This is a genomic window from Maritimibacter sp. UBA3975, assembly GCF_002384975.1.
Classification (GTDB): Bacteria; Pseudomonadota; Alphaproteobacteria; order Rhodobacterales; family Rhodobacteraceae; genus Maritimibacter.
Genome location: NZ_DGCP01000007.1, coordinates 19,243 through 36,669 on the forward strand (window position 1 = coordinate 19,243; position 17,427 = coordinate 36,669).

14 protein-coding genes are annotated in these 17,427 nt (G+C 64.0%); 8 read left to right on the forward strand and 6 right to left on the reverse strand.

Annotated features, from left to right (window positions below; genetic code table 11):
• Nucleotides 1-98: 98 nt before the first annotated feature.
• The 6 genes from B2585_RS04425 (at nucleotide 99) to ilvN (ending at nucleotide 5,753) form a co-directional block, all read left to right on the forward strand.
• Nucleotides 99-581 (forward strand): DUF2852 domain-containing protein, encoded by a 483-nt coding sequence (locus tag B2585_RS04425; protein ID WP_292020429.1) that lies wholly within the window; start codon nucleotides 99-101, stop codon nucleotides 579-581.
• 54 nt (nucleotides 582-635) lie between these two features.
• The gene (locus tag B2585_RS04430; protein WP_292020430.1) at nucleotides 636-1,088 is read left to right on the forward strand and encodes an RDD family protein; all 453 of its coding nucleotides are present in this window, start codon (nucleotides 636-638) and stop codon (nucleotides 1,086-1,088) included.
• Between the two features lie 108 nt (nucleotides 1,089-1,196).
• Nucleotides 1,197-2,033, forward strand: coding sequence for an arginyltransferase (locus tag B2585_RS04435; RefSeq protein ID WP_292020432.1), 837 nt, complete (start codon nucleotides 1,197-1,199; stop codon nucleotides 2,031-2,033).
• 89 nt (nucleotides 2,034-2,122) lie between these two features.
• On the forward strand, nucleotides 2,123-3,049 hold the full coding sequence (locus B2585_RS04440) for a PLP-dependent cysteine synthase family protein (RefSeq protein ID WP_292020434.1): 927 nt from the start codon (nucleotides 2,123-2,125) through the stop codon (nucleotides 3,047-3,049).
• A 373-nt stretch (nucleotides 3,050-3,422) separates the two neighbouring features.
• Nucleotides 3,423-5,177, forward strand: coding sequence for an acetolactate synthase 3 large subunit (locus B2585_RS04445; protein ID WP_292020436.1), 1,755 nt, complete (start codon nucleotides 3,423-3,425; stop codon nucleotides 5,175-5,177).
• A 12-nt stretch (nucleotides 5,178-5,189) separates the two neighbouring features.
• Entirely contained in the window at nucleotides 5,190-5,753 is a 564-nt protein-coding gene (gene ilvN / locus B2585_RS04450; protein WP_292020438.1) for an acetolactate synthase small subunit, read from the forward strand.
• Between the two features lie 71 nt (nucleotides 5,754-5,824).
• On the opposite strand, the gene B2585_RS04455 is transcribed toward ilvN, so the two are convergent.
• Both B2585_RS04455 and B2585_RS04460 read right to left on the reverse strand, forming a co-directional pair.
• A complete protein-coding gene (locus tag B2585_RS04455) occupies nucleotides 5,825-8,689 on the reverse strand; it encodes an Rne/Rng family ribonuclease (protein WP_292020440.1) in 2,865 nt (954 codons plus the stop codon).
• A gap of 479 nt (nucleotides 8,690-9,168) precedes the next feature.
• Entirely contained in the window at nucleotides 9,169-11,679 is a 2,511-nt protein-coding gene (locus B2585_RS04460) for a penicillin-binding protein 1A (protein WP_292020442.1), read from the reverse strand.
• Nucleotides 11,680-11,841: 162 nt separating this feature from the next.
• Between B2585_RS04460 and B2585_RS04465 the strand changes: the two genes are divergently transcribed.
• Nucleotides 11,842-12,447 carry a class I SAM-dependent methyltransferase gene (locus B2585_RS04465; protein WP_292020444.1) on the forward strand — a complete coding sequence of 202 codons (606 nt, stop codon included), beginning with the start codon at nucleotides 11,842-11,844 and terminating at the stop codon, nucleotides 12,445-12,447.
• Nucleotide 12,448: 1 nt separating this feature from the next.
• On the opposite strand, the gene B2585_RS04470 is transcribed toward B2585_RS04465, so the two are convergent.
• Together B2585_RS04470 and B2585_RS04475 are read right to left on the reverse strand one after the other, a co-directional pair.
• Nucleotides 12,449-13,645: an N-acetylmuramoyl-L-alanine amidase gene (locus B2585_RS04470; protein ID WP_292020445.1), complete on the reverse strand. Its 1,197-nt coding sequence runs from the start codon at nucleotides 13,643-13,645 to the stop codon at nucleotides 12,449-12,451.
• A gap of 172 nt (nucleotides 13,646-13,817) precedes the next feature.
• Nucleotides 13,818-14,957 (reverse strand): pyridoxal phosphate-dependent aminotransferase, encoded by a 1,140-nt coding sequence (locus B2585_RS04475; protein ID WP_292020447.1) that lies wholly within the window; start codon nucleotides 14,955-14,957, stop codon nucleotides 13,818-13,820.
• A gap of 136 nt (nucleotides 14,958-15,093) precedes the next feature.
• Here B2585_RS04475 and B2585_RS04480 point away from each other — a divergent pair, with 136 nt between their 5' ends.
• Nucleotides 15,094-15,852, forward strand: a complete 759-nt coding sequence (locus B2585_RS04480) for a DsbA family protein (protein WP_292020449.1) — start codon at nucleotides 15,094-15,096, stop codon at nucleotides 15,850-15,852.
• 7 nt (nucleotides 15,853-15,859) lie between these two features.
• On the opposite strand, the gene B2585_RS04485 is transcribed toward B2585_RS04480, so the two are convergent.
• Both B2585_RS04485 and ispG read right to left on the reverse strand, forming a co-directional pair.
• On the reverse strand, nucleotides 15,860-16,261 hold the full coding sequence (locus B2585_RS04485; protein ID WP_292020450.1) for a VOC family protein: 402 nt from the start codon (nucleotides 16,259-16,261) through the stop codon (nucleotides 15,860-15,862).
• A complete protein-coding gene (gene ispG / locus B2585_RS04490) occupies nucleotides 16,258-17,391 on the reverse strand; it encodes a flavodoxin-dependent (E)-4-hydroxy-3-methylbut-2-enyl-diphosphate synthase (protein ID WP_292020452.1) in 1,134 nt (377 codons plus the stop codon). The genes B2585_RS04485 and ispG overlap by 4 nt, the downstream gene beginning before the upstream one ends.
• Nucleotides 17,392-17,427: the final 36 nt, after the last annotated feature.

Here is a 17,427-nt window from a genome sequence, read left to right on the forward strand (position 1 = left end):
TTTTCCTTGAAAGTGCGGGGTGCGGTCCCGATCTTGGTAATGTGAAAGCAATTCACATCGCATCAAACACCGCACCTTCCGTGCAGAAAGGAAACAAGATGACGACGATGAGCGAAACCGCCCCTCCGAAGTCCGAGGGCTGGTTCAACAAGACCGAGGCCTGGCTCGACGAACGGGGCAAGGGCGCGTGGCTCGCGCTCATGTTCCTCGGGTTCGTCTTCTTCTGGCCCGTCGGTCTCGCCCTTCTGGTGTACATGATCTGGAGCAAACGCATGTTCTCGAAATCCTGCAAAAGCGGCTCGCAAAGCTGGAAGCATGGCCGCCATGAACACATGGCCCGCCGCCACGGCTTCCGCCCGACCGGCAACTCGGCCTTCGACTCCTACAAGGCGGAAACCCTGCAACGCCTCATGGATGAGCAGGAGCAGTTCGAGGCCTTCCTCGAGCGCCTGCGCCAGGCCAAGGACAAGTCGGAGTTCGACGACTTCATGAACGAACGGGCCGAGGCCGCGCGCACCCCTGCCGTCGATGATGGCAGCGACGAAGACGGCGACGCCGTCGTCGCCCGCGAACCCAAGTAATTCCGCGCGGCCCCGCTTGTCGGGGCCGCCCGCCCATTCCATATGAGGACGACGATGACCTACGCGAGCTACACCGGACTGCCCGATCCCGACTACCAGTCGGAGTTCTATGCCGACGTTCCCGCCAAGCGGGCGCTGGCCTGGGTGTTCGATACGCTGATCGTGGTCGCCATCGTCGCACTCGCCATCATCCTTACAGTCGGTATCGGTTTTTTCTTCGCCGGTTTCCTGTGGCTCGTGATCGGCTTCGTCTACCGCGTGGTGACGCTGGCCAACGGCTCCGCCACTCTGGGGATGCGCATGATGTCGATCGAGATCCGGCGCGGCGACGGCCAGCGGCTCGACCTTGGCACCGCCGTCCTGCACACGCTGGGCTACTCGCTCTCGATGTCTTTCGTCCTGCCGCAGATCGCCTCGATCATCCTGATGATGACCGGCGACCGGGGTCAGGGCCTCACGGACCTCGTCCTGGGCACCGCCGCGATCAACCGCGCCGCGCGCATGTGAGCGAAATCCCCCGCCATTTACTTCAATGGGCCGGGGGGCTTGGCGGGTTAAGGTTTCGTTGATAGGTTTTGCGAAACTGGGTCAGAAACCGAAGATTTCCTATTGTCCATGCGGCACACACTTCCCCTTGCTCCGCAGTTTTATGTGACTGCGCCCCAACCCTGCCCGTATCTCGAGGGTCGGTTGGAGAGGAAGTTGTTCACCGCGCTCCAGGGTGAGCAGGCCGAGGATCTCAACGACGCGCTGTCCAAACAGGGCTTCCGCCGGTCGCAGAATGTGCTCTACCGGCCGTCCTGTTCCGACTGTAACGCCTGCCTCTCGGCCCGGATTCGCGTGGCGGACTTCGCGCCTTCGAAAAGCCAGCGGCGCACCACCAAGAAGAACGACCACCTCGCCCGCCGCACGCGCGCGCCCTGGGCAACGGAAGAGCAGTACGATCTGTTCCGCAAGTACCTGGACGAACGCCACGCCGATGGCGGCATGGCGGACATGGACGTGTTCGAATTCGCCGCGATGATCGAAGAGACCCCGATCAAGAGCCGCGTGATCGAATATTCCGTGCGCTCCGCCGACCGTCGCACCCGCGAACTGGCCGCGGTGTGCCTGACCGATGTGCTCGATGACGGGCTGTCGATGGTCTACAGCTTCTACGACCCCGCGCGGCGCGCCGATAGTCTCGGCACCTATGTCATCTTGGACCACATCAAGCTCGCTCAGGAAGCCGGGCTTCCTTACGTCTATCTCGGCTACTGGGTGCCCGGCTCGTCGAAGATGGAATACAAGGCCAAGTTCTCGGCGCTCGAAGTCTATGTCGGCGGACAGTGGACGGCGCTCGACGATCCGGAGAAGTTCGACAACCGGACGCACCCGCTGTCGAACGATCCGATCGCGGAACAGGTCGCGCAGATCTCTCTCCCCGGCGCCCAACCCGTCAAGAAGGGCTGAGGCCCGGTACGGGAATTTTCTGCCGTCGATCTTTTTCCTATGCAGGTTCCGGCGTTGCCCTATGCTGTGTGAAAAGGGGTTCCCAGAAAATGGCATACGGCGCGGGCCTTTCGGCTATCGGCAACACCCCATTGGTGCGGCTGGAAAAACTTGTGCCGGATGGCGCCGCCGAAGTTTGGGTAAAGCTCGAGGGCGCCAATCCAACCGGCTCATACAAGGACCGTATGGCCATATCCGTCCTTGGCGCGGCGCTTGAACAGGGGCGCGTCAAGGCGGGCGACACGGTCGTCGAATTCACGGGCGGCAGCACCGGCAGCGCCCTCGCCTTCGTTTCGGCCGTCCTCGGGTTGAAGTTCACTGCGATCTTCTCCGATGCATTCTCCTACACCAAGCAGCAGGCGATGGAGGCCTTCGGTGCTGAAGTGCTCGTCGAAAAATGTGTAGACGGAGCCATCACGCACGAACTGGCCGAGCGAATGAAAGCCCGGGCACATTCACTGGCGGCGCAGCCAGGGTATTACTACGCCGATCAATTCGGCTCCCCGGATGTGCGCGCCGGCTATCAGCCCTTGGGCCGCGAGATCGCGGAAGCGTTGGATGGCGGCATCGACGTTTTCTGTGCGAGCGTCGGAACGGGAGCGACCCTTATGGGCACTCTGGACGGACTTCGCGCGGCCGGTGGATCGCCCAAGGTCGTTGCCCTTGAACCAACCGAGTCTGCATTACTCTCCACCGGGGTCGCCGGCGCGCACAACGTCGAAGGAATCGCGGTGTTTCCGGCCCCGCCATTCCTTGACCGCGACGTGCTGAGCGACATCAGAACCGTCGATCAAGACAAGGCCTTCGAGATGTGCCGCAGGCTCGCACGTATCGAAGGCATCTTTGGCGGCGGCTCGACCGGCCTGAATGTCTGCGCGGCCATCGACCTCGCCGTCGAACTGGGACCGGGCAAACGGGTCGTCACAATCTCCTGCGACCACGGCTCCAAGTATCTTGGTGGCCGGATCTACAGCTAAGGTTCCCCGGGGTCCCCCATTCTCCCTCCGTGTTCATGGAGCATCATTCCGCCGTTCGACGTGGCCCGGCGCGCCTGAGTCGTCTCCAAGATTTCGCAATCACGGTCCAAAACGCCAGAATTGGTAAGATAATGTCGTGAAATCTTCCGCCTGAGACACTTTATTCGGCCATTTGGCGTTGACGCCCCGTAGGCACGCCAATAATGTCCCCGCACCACAAAGGAGACGCGGTCGTGGAAAGCCTTGTAGTCATCGTAGGACATCGGCGCATGGGACGGTAACCGACCCCATAAAGGTTCCCCATGCGCCCCCGAAACTCTCGGGGGCTTTTTTATGACCAGAACAAGGGGCCAAGGCCCAGACGGAGAGAGACATGGAACGTCAGATGACCGGCGCAAAAATGGTGGTTCAGGCCCTGAAGGATCAGGGTGTGGACACGGTATTCGGATATCCCGGCGGCGCCGTCCTCCCGATCTATGACGAGGTCTTTCAGCAGAACGACATTCAGCACGTCCTCGTGCGCCACGAACAGGGCGCGGTCCATGCCGCCGAGGGTTACGCGCGCTCCACGGGCAAGCCGGGTGTCGTGCTCGTCACCTCCGGCCCCGGTGCCACCAACGCGGTCACCGGGTTGACCGATGCGCTACTCGACTCCATCCCGATCGTCGTGCTCACGGGCCAGGTTCCCACGTTCCTCATCGGCACCGACGGGTTTCAGGAGGCCGATACGGTCGGCATCACCCGCCCCTGCACCAAGCACAACTGGCTGGTGAAGGATCCGAACCAGCTCGCCGACACGATCCATCAGGCGTTCCACGTCTCGACCACGGGCCGCCCCGGCCCGACGCTGATCGACATCCCCAAGGACGTCCAATTCGCCACCGGAACCTATGTCTCGCCGCAAAAGGCGCGCGTGTCCCATTACCAGCCCCGGATGAAGGGTGACACGGACGCGATCACGCAACTGGCCGAGATGATGGAAGAGGCCGAGCGCCCGGTGTTCTACACCGGCGGCGGCGTCATCAACTCCGGCCCGGGGGCCAGCCAGCTCCTTCGCGAACTGGTGGAGGCCACGAACTTCCCGATCACCTCGACGCTCATGGGTCTCGGTGCCTACCCGGCGTCTGGCAAGAACTGGCTCGGGATGCTCGGGATGCACGGGCTTTATGAAGCAAATATGGCGATGCACGACTGCGACCTGATGATCTGCGTCGGCGCGCGCTTCGACGACCGGATCACCGGGCGTGTCGATGCCTTCTCGCCCGGGTCGCACAAGGTGCAGATCGACATCGACCCGTCCTCGATCAACAAGGTCATCCATGTCGACCTGCCGATCGTGGGCGACGTGGGCCATGTGCTCGAAGACCTGCTGCGCATCTGGAAGTCCAAGGGGCGCAAGACCAACACCGACGCACTCGCCAACTGGTGGAAGCAGATCGACGCATGGCGCGAGGTGAACTGCCTGTCGTTCAAGAACTCGACCAAGACGATCAAGCCGCAGCACGCCGTTCAGCGGCTCGAGGCTCTGACCCGTGGCATGGACCGCTACATCACCACCGAGGTCGGGCAGCACCAGATGTGGGCCGCTCAGTTCCTCGGGTTCGATGAGCCGGGGCGTTGGATGACCTCGGGCGGCCTCGGGACGATGGGCTACGGCCTCCCCGCTTCGGTCGGCGTCCAGATGGCGCACAAGGAAAGTCTCGTCATCAACGTGGCTGGCGAAGCCTCTTGGCTGATGAACATGCAGGAGATGGGAACGGCTGTGCAGTATCGCCTCCCGGTCAAGCAATTCATCCTGAACAACGAACGCCTCGGCATGGTGCGCCAGTGGCAGGAGCTTCTGCACGGCGAACGCTACTCGCAGTCCTGGTCCGAGGCCCTGCCCGACTTCGCAAAGCTGGCCGAGGCCTTCGGCTGCAAAGGCCGCGTGGTCAAAGACCCCGCCGACCTCGACGACGCGATCCGCGAGATGATCGAATACGACGGGCCCTTCATTCTCGACGTGCTGGTCGAGAAACACGAGAACTGCTTCCCGATGATCCCATCGGGCGAAGCGCACAACAAGATGCTGCTGGGCGAGGCATCCACTGCCGATGCCATCGGCGAAGCCGGCGCGGCGCTGGTCTAAGGAGGACGGGACATGAACGCTCTGAAAATCAAGAAAGGCTCGTCCCGCAAGTCGGCCTACGAGCTGCGCGATCCGAACTCGGACGTCGTGGAGACACATACGCTCGCCGTGATCGTGGACAACGAACCCGGCGTGCTCGCCCGCGTGATCGGGCTGTTTTCCGGCCGCGGCTACAACATCGACTCGCTCACCGTGGCTGAGGTCGACCACACCGGCCACCAGTCGCGCATCACCATCGTGACCGGCGGCACCCCCGCCGTGATCGAACAGATCAAGGCGCAGCTTGGGCGGATCGTGCCGGTCCACGAAGTCCACGACCTTACGGTTGAAGGTGCGGCGGTCGAGCGGGAACTGGCCCTGTTCAAAGTCGCAGGCACCGGCGACAAGCGGGTCGAGGCGCTTCGTCTGGCAGACATCTTCCGCGCCAATGCCGTGGATTCGACGCTGGAAAGCTTCGTTTTCGAAGTGACCGGCGCGCCGGCAAAGATCGACGCCTTCGCCGACCTCATGCGCCCGCTCGGGTTGGTCGAAATGGCCCGCACCGGCGTGGCCGCGCTGTCACGCGGCGGCGAGTGACAGCAACCATCACGGCATGAAAAAAGGCGGGCTTTGCGGCCCGCCTTTCTTTTTGTCCGGTTGGTCGGGGGTCAGCCCCGGTTCCACCAGCCCCGCCGTTTCGATGCGGGTTTCTTCTCGGGCTTCGGCGCCTCGGCCTCACTCGCACCGACGCTCGCCATTTCCTTCTCTGCCTCTTGGGCAGGCTCAGGCTGAACCTCAGGCTCCGGGTCGGCGGGTGCTTGTGTCACCTCGGGTTCGGGCGTCGGCTCCGGCGCGGGATCTGCCGACTCGGCATCCGCCTTGGCGGCCTCGGCTTCAGCTTCCGCTGCCTTCTGAGCGGCGGTCTTGCGCGGCGCACGCTTGCGCTTGGGCTTCTCTTCCGCGACCGGTTCGGAGGCAACCTCGTCAGAGCCTGCTTCAGCCTCAGCGGCCGCAGCCTCGGCCTCTGCCGCCTTCTGAGCCGCCGTCTTACGCGGTGCACGCTTGCGCTTGGGCTTTTCTTCGGCCTCGGAGGGGGCATCTGCCGCCGCCTCTCCCTCGGCCGCCGCAGCCTCGGCCTCAGCCGCTTTTTGTGCCGCCGTCTTGCGGGGGGCACGCTTGCGCTTGGGCTTCTCCTCGGCTTCGGCCGGTTGCTCGCCTTCCGCTTCTGCGGGAGCCGCGGTCACCGCATCCGCCTCGGCAGGCGCGTCAGATTGCGTATCCCCGGACTGATCGTCATCGGACCCGTTGTCGTCCTGACCATCCTCACCAGACCGGCTCTTGTTGCGACCACGCCCGCCACGACGGCGACGACGACGGCGCTTCTTCTTGGGCTGGTCATCGTCCTCGGAGGTCTCGGTGCGCTGCTCCTGGCTCTCTTCGGCCTCGGCCTCGGCCTCGTCCGTTTCGTCCTCGACGTCCACCTCGTCCTCCTCAAGGTCCTCCATGAGCGAGGCATTGACGGATACAACCGGGGTCGTGACCTCGGCCACAACGCGGGTCGCGGTCTTGAACTTCTCGATCTCGTAATCGGGCGAAATCAGGAACGGATCGGCTTCAAGCCGGATCGCCATGCCATAACGCGCCTCGATCTGCGCGATATGCTCGCGCTTGGTGTTCATCAGGAAGTTGATGATACCCACCGGCGCCTTGAGGCAGACCTCCTTGGAGCGGCCGCGCGTCCCTTCTTCCTCAAGCTGACGCAGGATGGTCAGCGCGAGGTTGTCGTCAGAGCGGATCAGGCCCGTGCCGTGACAATGCGGGCACGGCTGCGTCGTCGCCTCGATCATGCCGGGGCGCAGGCGCTGGCGGCTCATTTCGAGCAGCCCGAAGCCGGAAATGCGGCCCACCTGAATGCGCGCACGGTCGGTTTTCAGCTTGTCTTTCAGCTTCTTCTCGACCGCGTTGTTGTTCTTGCGCTCTTCCATGTCGATGAAATCGATCACGATCAGACCCGCAAGGTCACGAAGGCGCAACTGGCGCGCTACTTCTTCTGCGGCCTCGAGGTTGGTCTTGAGCGCCGTTTCCTCGATCGAGCCCTCTTTCGTGGCTCGGCCCGAGTTCACGTCGATCGCCACGAGCGCCTCGGTCACGCCGATCACGATGTACCCGCCGGAGCGGAGTTGCACCGTCGGGTTGAACATCGACGACAGATAGCTCTCGACCTGGTAGCGGGCGAGCAGCGGCAGCGAGTCGTGGTAGTTCTTCACGTTCTTGGCGTGGGACGGCATGATCATCTTCATGAAGTCCTTGGCGATGCGATACCCGCCTTCGCCTTCAACCAGAACCTCGTCGATGTCCTTGTTGTAAAGGTCGCGGATCGACCGCTTGATGAGGTCACCTTCCTCATAGATCTTGGCCGGCGCCGTCGACTGCAGCGTCAGCTCGCGGATCTGTTCCCACATGCGTTGCAGGTATTCATAATCGCGCTTGATCTCGGACTTGGTGCGCTTGGCGCCTGCGGTCCGAACGATCAGACCGGCACCCTTTGGTACTTCAAGTTCGCCCGCGATCTCCTTGAGTTTCTTGCGATCCACCGCGTTCGTGATCTTGCGGGAAATCCCGCCGCCCCGTGCGGTGTTCGGCATCAGCACACAGTAACGGCCCGCGAGGCTGAGATAGGTGGTCAGCGCCGCACCCTTGTTGCCGCGCTCCTCCTTCACGACCTGCACGAGCAGGATCTGGCGAACCTTGACGACTTCCTGGATCTTATACTTACGCGGCCGCGGCTTGCGCGGCGGTCGGATGTCCTCGTGATCGTCATCATCGGCCACGGATTCGATGGTGTCGTCCCGCTCGGAGGCATCGACGCGCGCATTGTCGTCGTCATCTTCATCCGAGTTCGATTTGGACCGCCCGCGCGAGCGGGAGGAACGCGACCGGGACCGGCGCGACCGCGACGGCTTGGCGTCGGTATCGCCATCGTCATCCGAGTCGACTTCAGACTCGCCGGTGTCCGAAGCCATCTCATCGGGCTCCTCCACTGGCGTATCGCCGACCCGCTCCATCGGCGAGCTCGCCTCGTCGTCCTGCGGCGCGTCAAGGTCGATCACATCCATCCCGGCGGGATCGACGTCACGGGTCGCGACCTCATCCTCCGACGCCGTGTCTTCAGCCTTCGTCGAGCGACGGCGCGAGCGGGACCGGCTGCTGCCGCCCTCCTCGTCCTTGGCGGCCATCGCCTCGGCATAGGCGCGCTCTTCTTCGAGAAGCGCCTCACGGTCCGCGACCGGGATCTGGTAGTAGTCCGGGTGAATTTCCGAGAAGGCGAGGAAGCCGTGCCGGTTCCCGCCATAGTCGACAAAGGCCGCCTGAAGCGACGGCTCTACGCGTGTGACCTTGGCGAGGTAGATATTTCCGGCGAGTTGGCGTTTGTTCTCCGACTCGAAGTCAAATTCTTCGACCTTGTTGCCGTCCACCACGACGACGCGGGTTTCCTCCGCGTGCGTGGCGTCGATTAGCATTTTCTTGGGCATTGTATCTCATTGCACCAGCGCGTGCGCGCGCCGCTCCAGGTGGAGTGACGGGCGATGGGTGGTGACTTGTCAGGGCGAGCAATGGCGCGGCGGCATGCAGGTCGTGCGGAAGCATGCGCCCCGCATTTTGTCCCATCAGTGCCGCGTCGCGCCTCATCGCGTTTCTTCTCCGACCCCGTCTAGCGCGGGGCCCGTTTGGGTCCGGTCGGGCTTAGGCCTCCGGACGAATGTCTGGCGTTCGGGTTTTGTCATGCCCGCCTGCCTTGGCCTTTCGGCCATCTCGGTCTGCACCCCGCCTCCGGCGCGTGTGTCGCGCGGTTCGGCCCACATGCAGCAAAACTTTCGGGCGACCCCGCTCCGGGTTCGCCGCCCTGCGAACATAGGGGTCCGGGGGGTATCATGACAATGGCGAAAATGATCCGCGCAAACGGTTTTTCCGGTGAGCGTCCAATCGCCCGTCATCCAAGCCTATGTTTTTCCTAGTAAAGCCCGCCCGAAGAGAGCGACCCGAAATTCGCCTTGTCCGGAATGACGACGGTTTCGCCGGTCGAGGTGGTCACCTGTTGTGTGCCGCCCCCCGTCGTCTCCCCAAAGAGCGGCAGGTTGGAGCCCATGGCGAAGCCGCCGTCGAAGACGATCCCGAAGATCGGCTCCTCGCCATCGCGAAAATATTCGGCCACGACGTTGGGGCCCGAGGCGCTGTCGGGAAGGCGCGCGCCGGAATAGCGGTCGATCTTCACGAAATGCCCGCCCGGCGGCAGTTTGAACTTGCCGCCCCCGTATTTCTTGACGGCTTCCGTCATGAACCGCTGGAACACGGGGCCACAGGTGCCACCACCGGATGCGCCGCCCAAGGGCTTCGGCCGGTCGAACCCGATGTAACAGCCGGCCACGATGTTCGACGTGAAGCCCACGAACCAGACGTCCTTGGAATCGTTCGTCGTCCCGGTCTTGCCCGCCGTGGGCACCGGCAGGCGCACGGCGCCCGAGGCCGTGCCACGCTGAACGACGCCCTGCATCATGGAGGTGAGCTGATAGGCGGTGATCGCGTCCATTACACGTTCACGGTTCGACGTGATCTCGGGCGCTTCGCCCTGCGGCAGACGCGCGGCCTTGCAGTCCGTGCAGTCGCGCTGATCATGGCGATAGATCGTCCGGCCCCAGCGGTCCTGCACCCGGTCAACGAGCGTGGGTTCAACCCGCTCGCCGCCATTGGCGAACATGGCGTATGCCGACACCATCTTGAACAGCGTCGTCTCGGCCGACCCCAGCGCATTGGCGAGATAGGGGTCGAGCTCGTCATAAACCCCGAACCGCTCGGCATACCGAGCGACGGTGTGCATACCGACTTCCTGCGCAAGACGCACCGTCATCAGGTTCCGCGAGCGTTCGATCCCCGTGCGCAGCGGCGTGGGGCCGTAAAAGCGGTTGGACGCGTTCTTGGGCCGCCAGATCTCGCCCCCCGTATCGATCTCGATCGGCGCGTCGATGATGATCGAGGCGGGCGAGAAGCCCGACGACAGGGCCGAGGCGTAGACGAACGGCTTGAAGGACGAGCCAGGCTGGCGCGTGGCCTGCGTCGCGCGGTTGAAGGTCGAGTTCTCGTAAGAGAAGCCGCCCTGCATCGCGATCACGCGGCCGGTGTTCACGTCCATCGCCATGAAACCGCCCTGCACTTCCGGCACTTGCCTGAGCGACCAGCGCACGAAATTGCCCTCCGCGCCCTCCCCGTCGGTAAGGGTGCGCACATGGACAATGTCCCCGCGTTCGAAATTATCTGCAAAGCTTCCGCGGAACCACGACGTATCGCTTCGCGGAATGACCCAGGGTTGCGGCTCCGGCTGCCCCTCGATCTTCACCGTCATCTCGTTGGACCCGATCTGGTCGACCACGGCGACATACCATTGACCGTTGAGATTGATGTCCCGGGCCACGCGGACCTCGGCCAGCGCGTCTTCCCAGGTGCCGTCATCGAGCGTGGCGGGGTCGATGGACTTGCCCGTCCCGCGCCAGCCGGACCGCGCCCGGTCATAGTCTTCAAGCGCCTTGCGCAGGGACCATGCGGCCACCTCCTGCATTTCCGGGTCGACCGTCGCGCGGATCGTCAGCCCCCCGCCGAAGAATTCCTCTTCACCAAAGTCGCGCGACAACTGCCGCCGGATCTCGTCGGTGAAATAGTCGCGGCGCGGCATGGCCGAGCGGAAGCTTTCGAAGTCGTCGCCCTGCACCGAACGGATCGGTTCCTGCCGTTCCGACAGATAAGTTTCCTCGGTGATGTAACCGTTCTCGTACATCTCCTTGAGGATGAAGTTGCGGCGATTGAGCAACCGATCGTGGTTGCGCACCGGGTGATAGTCCGATGGCGCCTTGGGCATCGCGGCCAGCATCGCAGCTTCGTGCGGGGCCAGCGTGTCCAGCGTCTTGTTGAAATAGGTCTGCGCCGCCGCGGTCACACCAAAGGAGTTCTGCCCGAGGAAAATCTCGTTGAGATACAGCGCAAGGATGTCTTCCTTGTCGAGCGTCTTTTCCAGCCGCGAGGCGAGGATCAGTTCCTTGATCTTGCGCTCGGCAGAGCGGTCGGACGACAGCAGGAAGTTCTTCATCACCTGCTGGGTGATGGTCGACGCGCCGCGCAGACGCCCGCCGCGCGCCGCTTCCACGGCGGCGGCCAGCATCCCGCGGGGGTCATAGCCCTTGTGGCTGTAGAAATTCTTGTCCTCGGCCGAGATGAAGGCGTGTTTCACCAGCTCCGGGATCTGTTCCGGCGGCGTGTAGAGCCGACGCTCACGGGCGAACTCGTCCATGAGCTGCCCCTCACCCGAATAGATCCGGCTGATCGTCGCAGGCTGGTAGTTCTCCAACTGCTCCGTCGATGGCAGGCCGCGACCATAGGCGAAAAAGATCGCACCGATCCCGAGCGCCGCCATGAAGGCGCCGAGTGTCAGCCACGAAAAGATGGCACCGAAAAATCCCAGTATGAATCGGATCAAGACTGCCTCCGGAGGTTGAGCCAAAGGGTATAGGGGTTTCACCGCCCCTGGTCAAAAAAGATCGGCAGGGTTCGGCCCAGTGAAAACAGCGTTTGGCAGAAATTCGCCCGAACGCTATCAAGCCACTGGACAAGCGGGGGAAATCGGCACCATGTGCCGCTCATGAGGCCCGAAGACATTCTCCCCACCTACGACCGCGTCGCACGCGGATTCGCACGTTCCCGCGACCGGACCCTGTTCGAGCGCCGCTGGCTCGACCGGGCATTGAACCATGCCCCCGGTCGCCGCGTGCTCGACCTTGGCTGCGGGCCCGGCAAACCCATCGCATCCTACCTTCAGGAACGGCGGGGCGAGATCACCGGCGTCGACGGCGCAGGCTCCATGCTGGTGCTGTTTCGCGAAAACCTGCCCCATGCGCGCGCCATCCATGCCGACATGCGCGGGTTGGATCTGGGTGAGACCTTCGACCTGATCCTCGCCTGGAACTCGATGTTCCACCTGTCGGTCGACGATCAGCGCGCCATGTTCGCCACCTTCGCGGCCCATTCCCATGCGCGCACCGCGCTCATGTTCACCTCCGGACCGGCGGCCGGTGAGGCGATGGGCAAGGTCGAGGGTGAAACCGTCTACCACGCCTCGCTCGACCCAGCGGAATACCGCAAGCTGCTGAATGAAAACGGGTTCGACGTGGTGTCTTTCGTGCCCGAAGACCCGACCTGCAACGGCCATTCGGTCTGGCTCGCCAGATACCGGGGCCTGCACGCCTGATCTACTGCCGCAGACGCTCCTTGGCGGCCTGATCTTCCAGCGCCCACTCCAGGACCGCGTCCCGGATCCCTTCGGCCGCGCGGCGGCGCCACTCGGAGTCCACCATTTTCTCGCGGTCGCGTTTCGAGGACAGGAACCCCAGCTCGATCAGCACCGACGGGATGTCCGGAGCCTTGAGGACAGAAAACCCCGCCTCCAAACGCGGTGTCTTGTATGTCGATTGAGTCGCGGTCCGGATGCCGTCCACGATCGCATCCGCCAGCGCGTCCGAGCGGGGCTGCGTCTCGGTCCGCGCCATGTCCATGAGGACGAGCGCGACCTCGTCCCCGGTCTGGTTCAGGTCCACCCCCGCCAAAAGGTCCGCGCGGTCATGCCGTTCGGCAAGCTTCTGCGAGGCGATATCGGTCGCCTCCTCGGCCAGCGTATAAACCGTGGCCCCGTTGGCCCGGCCCTCGGCCAGCGCATCTGCATGGAGCGACAGGAATATGTCGGCACCGGCAGCACGGGCGAATGACACGCGCTCTTCCAGCGGGACAAACACGTCCTCGTCGCGGGTCAGCACGACATCGATCCCATCCTGGCGCAACAGGACCTCCTTGAGTTCACGCGCGAAGGTGAGCATCAGGTCCGCCTCCCGGATACCCTCACGCTCCGCCCCCGGATCGATGCCGCCATGACCGGGGTCCAGCACGACGACCAAAGGCCCCTCGCCCCGCGACACCGGCGGAAGCGGGTCCGCCATGTCGAACACGGCACTCTCGGGCGCGCCGACCTCTGCGGCGAACGTCTCCGCATCCGTCGGGACCAACGTCAGCCCGACGCGCGCGCCGTCTTGCCCGACCCGCCGCATACCGGCCTGCTCGACCAGAAATGGATCGTCCAGCGTGACCACCAGCCGCGACCATCCGGGCCGAAACAGCCCCGTGCGCACCGCCGTCACGCCCTCGACGCTTGCGAGAGCGGCCTCATCCACGCCGGTCCAGTCCAGCTCGGAAAAATCCACGACAAGCCGCGCGGGATCGGCCAGCGAAAACACCCGCCACGGAACGGCTCGAGTCATCTCGAGATCGAGCATCAGACCCTCGTCCCCTCGCGCGATAACGAGCCCGTCGCCGTCCAGCCGTGCCAGCGCCGAAAGCTGCGCCTGCGCCACACCGGCCCATGCCACCATCAGAAAAAGAAGAACCGCCCGGATCATCTGCTGCCCTATCCGTTTTTTTGGCGATCATACAGGCGAACACCCGTCCCGCCCATCCCTTCTCTGTTTGAGGAAACCTCGGGGAGCGCGAGGGGCAGCGCCCCTCGCCCACCGCGGCGTCCCGGCGCGGCGCAAACCCTGCGCGGGCGCAAGCCCGCACTATCTGGAAACGCTACCGCCGGGCCATGAAATCAGCAAGCCGGGCGAGCCCCTCTTCGATGTCGGCGGTCGAACGCGCGTAGGAAAACCGCAGGGTCTGGCCCCCGCGGACAGGATCAAAGTCCATCCCCGGCGTTACCGCCACCCCGGCCGTGTCGAGGATCTCGCGCGCGAAGGCCCCGCTGTCATCGGTGTGCTCGGACACGTCCGCATAGACGTAGAACGCCCCGTCCGGCGGCGCGATCCGGTCGAACCCCGCGCGCGGCAAACCTTCCAGCATCAGCGCGCGGTTGCGCACATACACCTCCCGGTTCGCCTCCAACTCGTCCACCGCGTCCAGCGCGGCGAGTGCGGCCACCTGACTTACATGCGGCGGGCAGATGAACATGTTCTGCGCGATCCGTTCCACCGTGCGCAGGTGATCTTCGGGCACCACCATCCAGCCCACGCGCCAGCCGGTCATCGAGAAATACTTGGAGAACGAGTTGATGACATGGACCTCGTCGGTAAGCTCCAGCGCGCTTACCGCCCGCGTCTCGTAATGCAGCCCGTGATAAATCTCGTCGGAGATAAGTGAAATGCCCCGCGCGTCGCAGGTCTCCACCAACGCGCCGAGCGCGGCGCGGTCCAGCATCGTGCCCGACGGGTTCGCAGGCGAGGCGACCATGAGCCCGGCGATATCGTCCGGAATATCTCCCGGCACCGGCTGATAGCGGTTCTCGGGCGACGCCGGGAACCCCACCGGCTCCATGCCAAGCGCTTTGAGGATCTGGCGATAGGACGGATAGCCAGGATCGGCGAGGCCCACCCGGTCGCCCGAGTCGAACAGCGTCGTGAAAGACAGCAGGAAGGCCGCCGACGAACCCGACGTGACCACCACCCGCGCCGGATCAAGGTCGACGCCGTACCAACGATCGTAAAGCGCCGCGATCCCCCGCCTCAGCGCGGGCAGGCCCAGTGCCACGGTGTATCCCAGCGCCTCCGCCTCCATCGCTCGCGCCACCGCGTCTCGCGCAACGGCGGGCGCCGGGGTTGCGGGCTGGCCCACCTCCATGTGGATGATGTGGCGCCCGGCTTCTTCCGCCAGACGCGCCGCCTCCATCACATCCATGACGATGAAGGGATCGACCTCGCTTCTCTTTGATTTGCGCATCACGACCTCTTGAGCATAGTGGGAACCGAGGTGACGCCTCGGCGGCGAAAGGTCAACCGCGCGGCGGGGTGTCACGGGGGATTGCGCCCGGTCCACGCGGCCTCTAGCGTCCCGCCAACCAGATATCGGAGTGCCCATGACCCGCCTTGTATCCGCCGCCGCCCTCGCCTTCGGCCTTGTCACCACACCCGCCCTGTCCTTCGACATCGGCGAAATGACCGAGGACGAGCGCGCCATGTTCCGGGACGAGGTGCGCGGTTACCTGCTCGAAAACCCTGAAGTGCTGATGGAGGCCATCTCGGTCCTCGAACAGCGGCAGGCCGACGCGGCGGAGCAGAACGACGCGAACCTCGTCGCGACCAATGCCGACAGCATTTTCAATGACGGCTTCAGCCATGTGGGCGGCAACCCCGAGGGCGACGTGACCATCGTCGAATTCGTGGATTACCGCTGCGGGTATTGCCGCAAGGCCTTCCCCGAACTCAATGAGCTCGTGTCCAGCGACGGCGACATCCGCGTGATCTACAAGGAATTCCCGATCCTGGGCGAGGAAAGCGTCACCTCCTCACGCTTCGCCATCGCCACGCAGCTCGCTCATGGCGAAGAGGCCTATGCCGAAGTCCACGACGCGCTCATGACCCTGCGCGCCAACGCGACCGAAGAAGTGCTCGCGCGGATGGCCGACGACATGGGCTATGACAGCGCCGAAATTCTCGACCGGATGGACGACCCCGAGGTAAACCGCCGGATCGAGGAAAACCACATGCTCGCGCAGCGTCTGGAGATTTCCGGCACCCCGACATTCGTGCTCGAAGATCAGATGGTGCGCGGGTACGTCCCGCTCGAAGCGATGCGCGGCATGGTCGAACAGGTCCGCGACGCGCAGGACAGCTGATCCTCCGCTACGCCCGCCCGTCGGTGAATTCGACGAGATCCCACAACGTGCCGTATAGGTCCTCGAACACGGCAACCGTGCCGTAGTCGGCTTCCTTGGGGGCGCGAACGAAGCTCACGCCCTTGGCGACAAGGGCGTGATAATCCCGCCAGAAATCGTCCGTCCTGAGAAACAGGAACACCCGACCGCCGGCCTGGTCCCCGATAAAGGTGGCTTGCCGGTCATTTGACGCGCGTGCCAGCAGGATCGACGCGCCTCCGCCGCTTGGCCGCACGACAACCCATCGCTTGTCCTGGTCCGGTTGGTGGCTGTCCTCGACAAGGTCAAAGCCCAGCGTGTTGACGTAGAAACTGATGGCCTCGTCATAGTCGCGCACGACCAGCGCGACATGGGCAAGGCTCCGGGTCACTCGGCCGCTTCGTCCGCCGCAGCCTCTTGCGCCTCGATCTCGGCGGCCTTCTTCTCGACCAGCTCGACGATGTGCTCAACCATGCCCTCGTTCCCGATCCGATGGTCCTGCTTGCCGGCCATATAGACCATGCCATGACCGGCCCCGCCGCCGGTAAACCCGACATCGGTCATCAGCGCTTCGCCAGGCCCGTTCACGACGCAGCCGATGATCGACAGGCTCATGGGTGTATGAATATGGGCGAGCCGTTCTTCCAGAACCTCGACCGTCTTGATGACGTCGAACCCCTGCCGCGCGCAGGACGGGCAGGAGATGATGTTGACGCCCCGGTGACGCAGTCCCAGTGACTTGAGGATTTCGAAACCGACCTTAACTTCTTCCACCGGGTCCGCAGACAGGCTCACGCGGATCGTATCCCCGATGCCGGCCCAGAGCAGATTGCCAAGCCCGATGGATGACTTGATCGTGCCGGAGGTCAGCCCCCCTGCCTCGGTGATCCCAAGGTGCAGCGGCGCATCCGTCGCCTCGGCCAACGCGTGATAAGCCGCAGCGGACAGGAACACGTCCGAAGCCTTCACGCTGATCTTGAAGTTGAAGAAGTCGTTGTCTTCGAGAATGCGGATATGCTCCAGCCCGGACTCGACCATCGCCTCCGGGCATGGCTCGCCGTACTTTTCGAGCAGATGCCGCTCCAGCGACCCCGCATTCACGCCGATCCGCATGGAACAGCCGTGGTCGCGCGCCGCCGCGATGACCTCGCGCACCCGGTCCTCGGACCCGATGTTACCGGGATTGATCCGCAGGCAGGCCGCACCCGCCTCGGCCGCTTCGATCCCGCGCTTGTAGTGGAAATGGATGTCCGCAACGATCGGCACCGGGCTTTCGGCCACGATCTCTTTCAGCGCCTTCGCCGACGCCTCATCGGGGACAGACACGCGCACGATATCGGCGCCTGCCTCGGCGGCCGCCTGCACTTGTGCGACGGTAGCAGCGACATCCGTGGTCGCGGTGTTGGTCATCGTCTGGACCGAAATCGGCGCATCTCCCCCGACAGGGACATTACCGACCATGATCTGACGGGACTTGCGGCGGTCGATCGACCGCCAGGGGCGGATCGGATTGTGCGACATGGGGCCTCGCAAAACTGGATCGCCCGACCGATACCG

What these genes read in the sequence shown, in the direction of transcription:
- B2585_RS04465 (WP_292020444.1), top strand. Translation starts at nt 11,842, where the DNA reads ATGAGGCCCGAAGACATTCTCCCCACCTACGACCGCGTCGCACGCGGA.
- B2585_RS04440 (WP_292020434.1), top strand. Translation starts at nt 2,123, where the DNA reads ATGGCATACGGCGCGGGCCTTTCGGCTATCGGCAACACCCCATTGGTG.
- B2585_RS04445 (WP_292020436.1), top strand. Translation starts at nt 3,423, where the DNA reads ATGGAACGTCAGATGACCGGCGCAAAAATGGTGGTTCAGGCCCTGAAG.
- B2585_RS04480 (WP_292020449.1), top strand. Translation starts at nt 15,094, where the DNA reads ATGACCCGCCTTGTATCCGCCGCCGCCCTCGCCTTCGGCCTTGTCACC.
- B2585_RS04475 (WP_292020447.1), bottom strand. Translation starts at nt 14,957, where the DNA reads ATGCGCAAATCAAAGAGAAGCGAGGTCGATCCCTTCATCGTCATGGAT.
- B2585_RS04470 (WP_292020445.1), bottom strand. Translation starts at nt 13,645, where the DNA reads ATGATCCGGGCGGTTCTTCTTTTTCTGATGGTGGCATGGGCCGGTGTG.
- B2585_RS04455 (WP_292020440.1), bottom strand. Translation starts at nt 8,689, where the DNA reads ATGCCCAAGAAAATGCTAATCGACGCCACGCACGCGGAGGAAACCCGC.
- B2585_RS04435 (WP_292020432.1), top strand. Translation starts at nt 1,197, where the DNA reads ATGCGGCACACACTTCCCCTTGCTCCGCAGTTTTATGTGACTGCGCCC.
- B2585_RS04425 (WP_292020429.1), top strand. Translation starts at nt 99, where the DNA reads ATGACGACGATGAGCGAAACCGCCCCTCCGAAGTCCGAGGGCTGGTTC.
- ispG (WP_292020452.1), bottom strand. Translation starts at nt 17,391, where the DNA reads ATGTCGCACAATCCGATCCGCCCCTGGCGGTCGATCGACCGCCGCAAG.
- ilvN (WP_292020438.1), top strand. Translation starts at nt 5,190, where the DNA reads ATGAACGCTCTGAAAATCAAGAAAGGCTCGTCCCGCAAGTCGGCCTAC.
- B2585_RS04430 (WP_292020430.1), top strand. Translation starts at nt 636, where the DNA reads ATGACCTACGCGAGCTACACCGGACTGCCCGATCCCGACTACCAGTCG.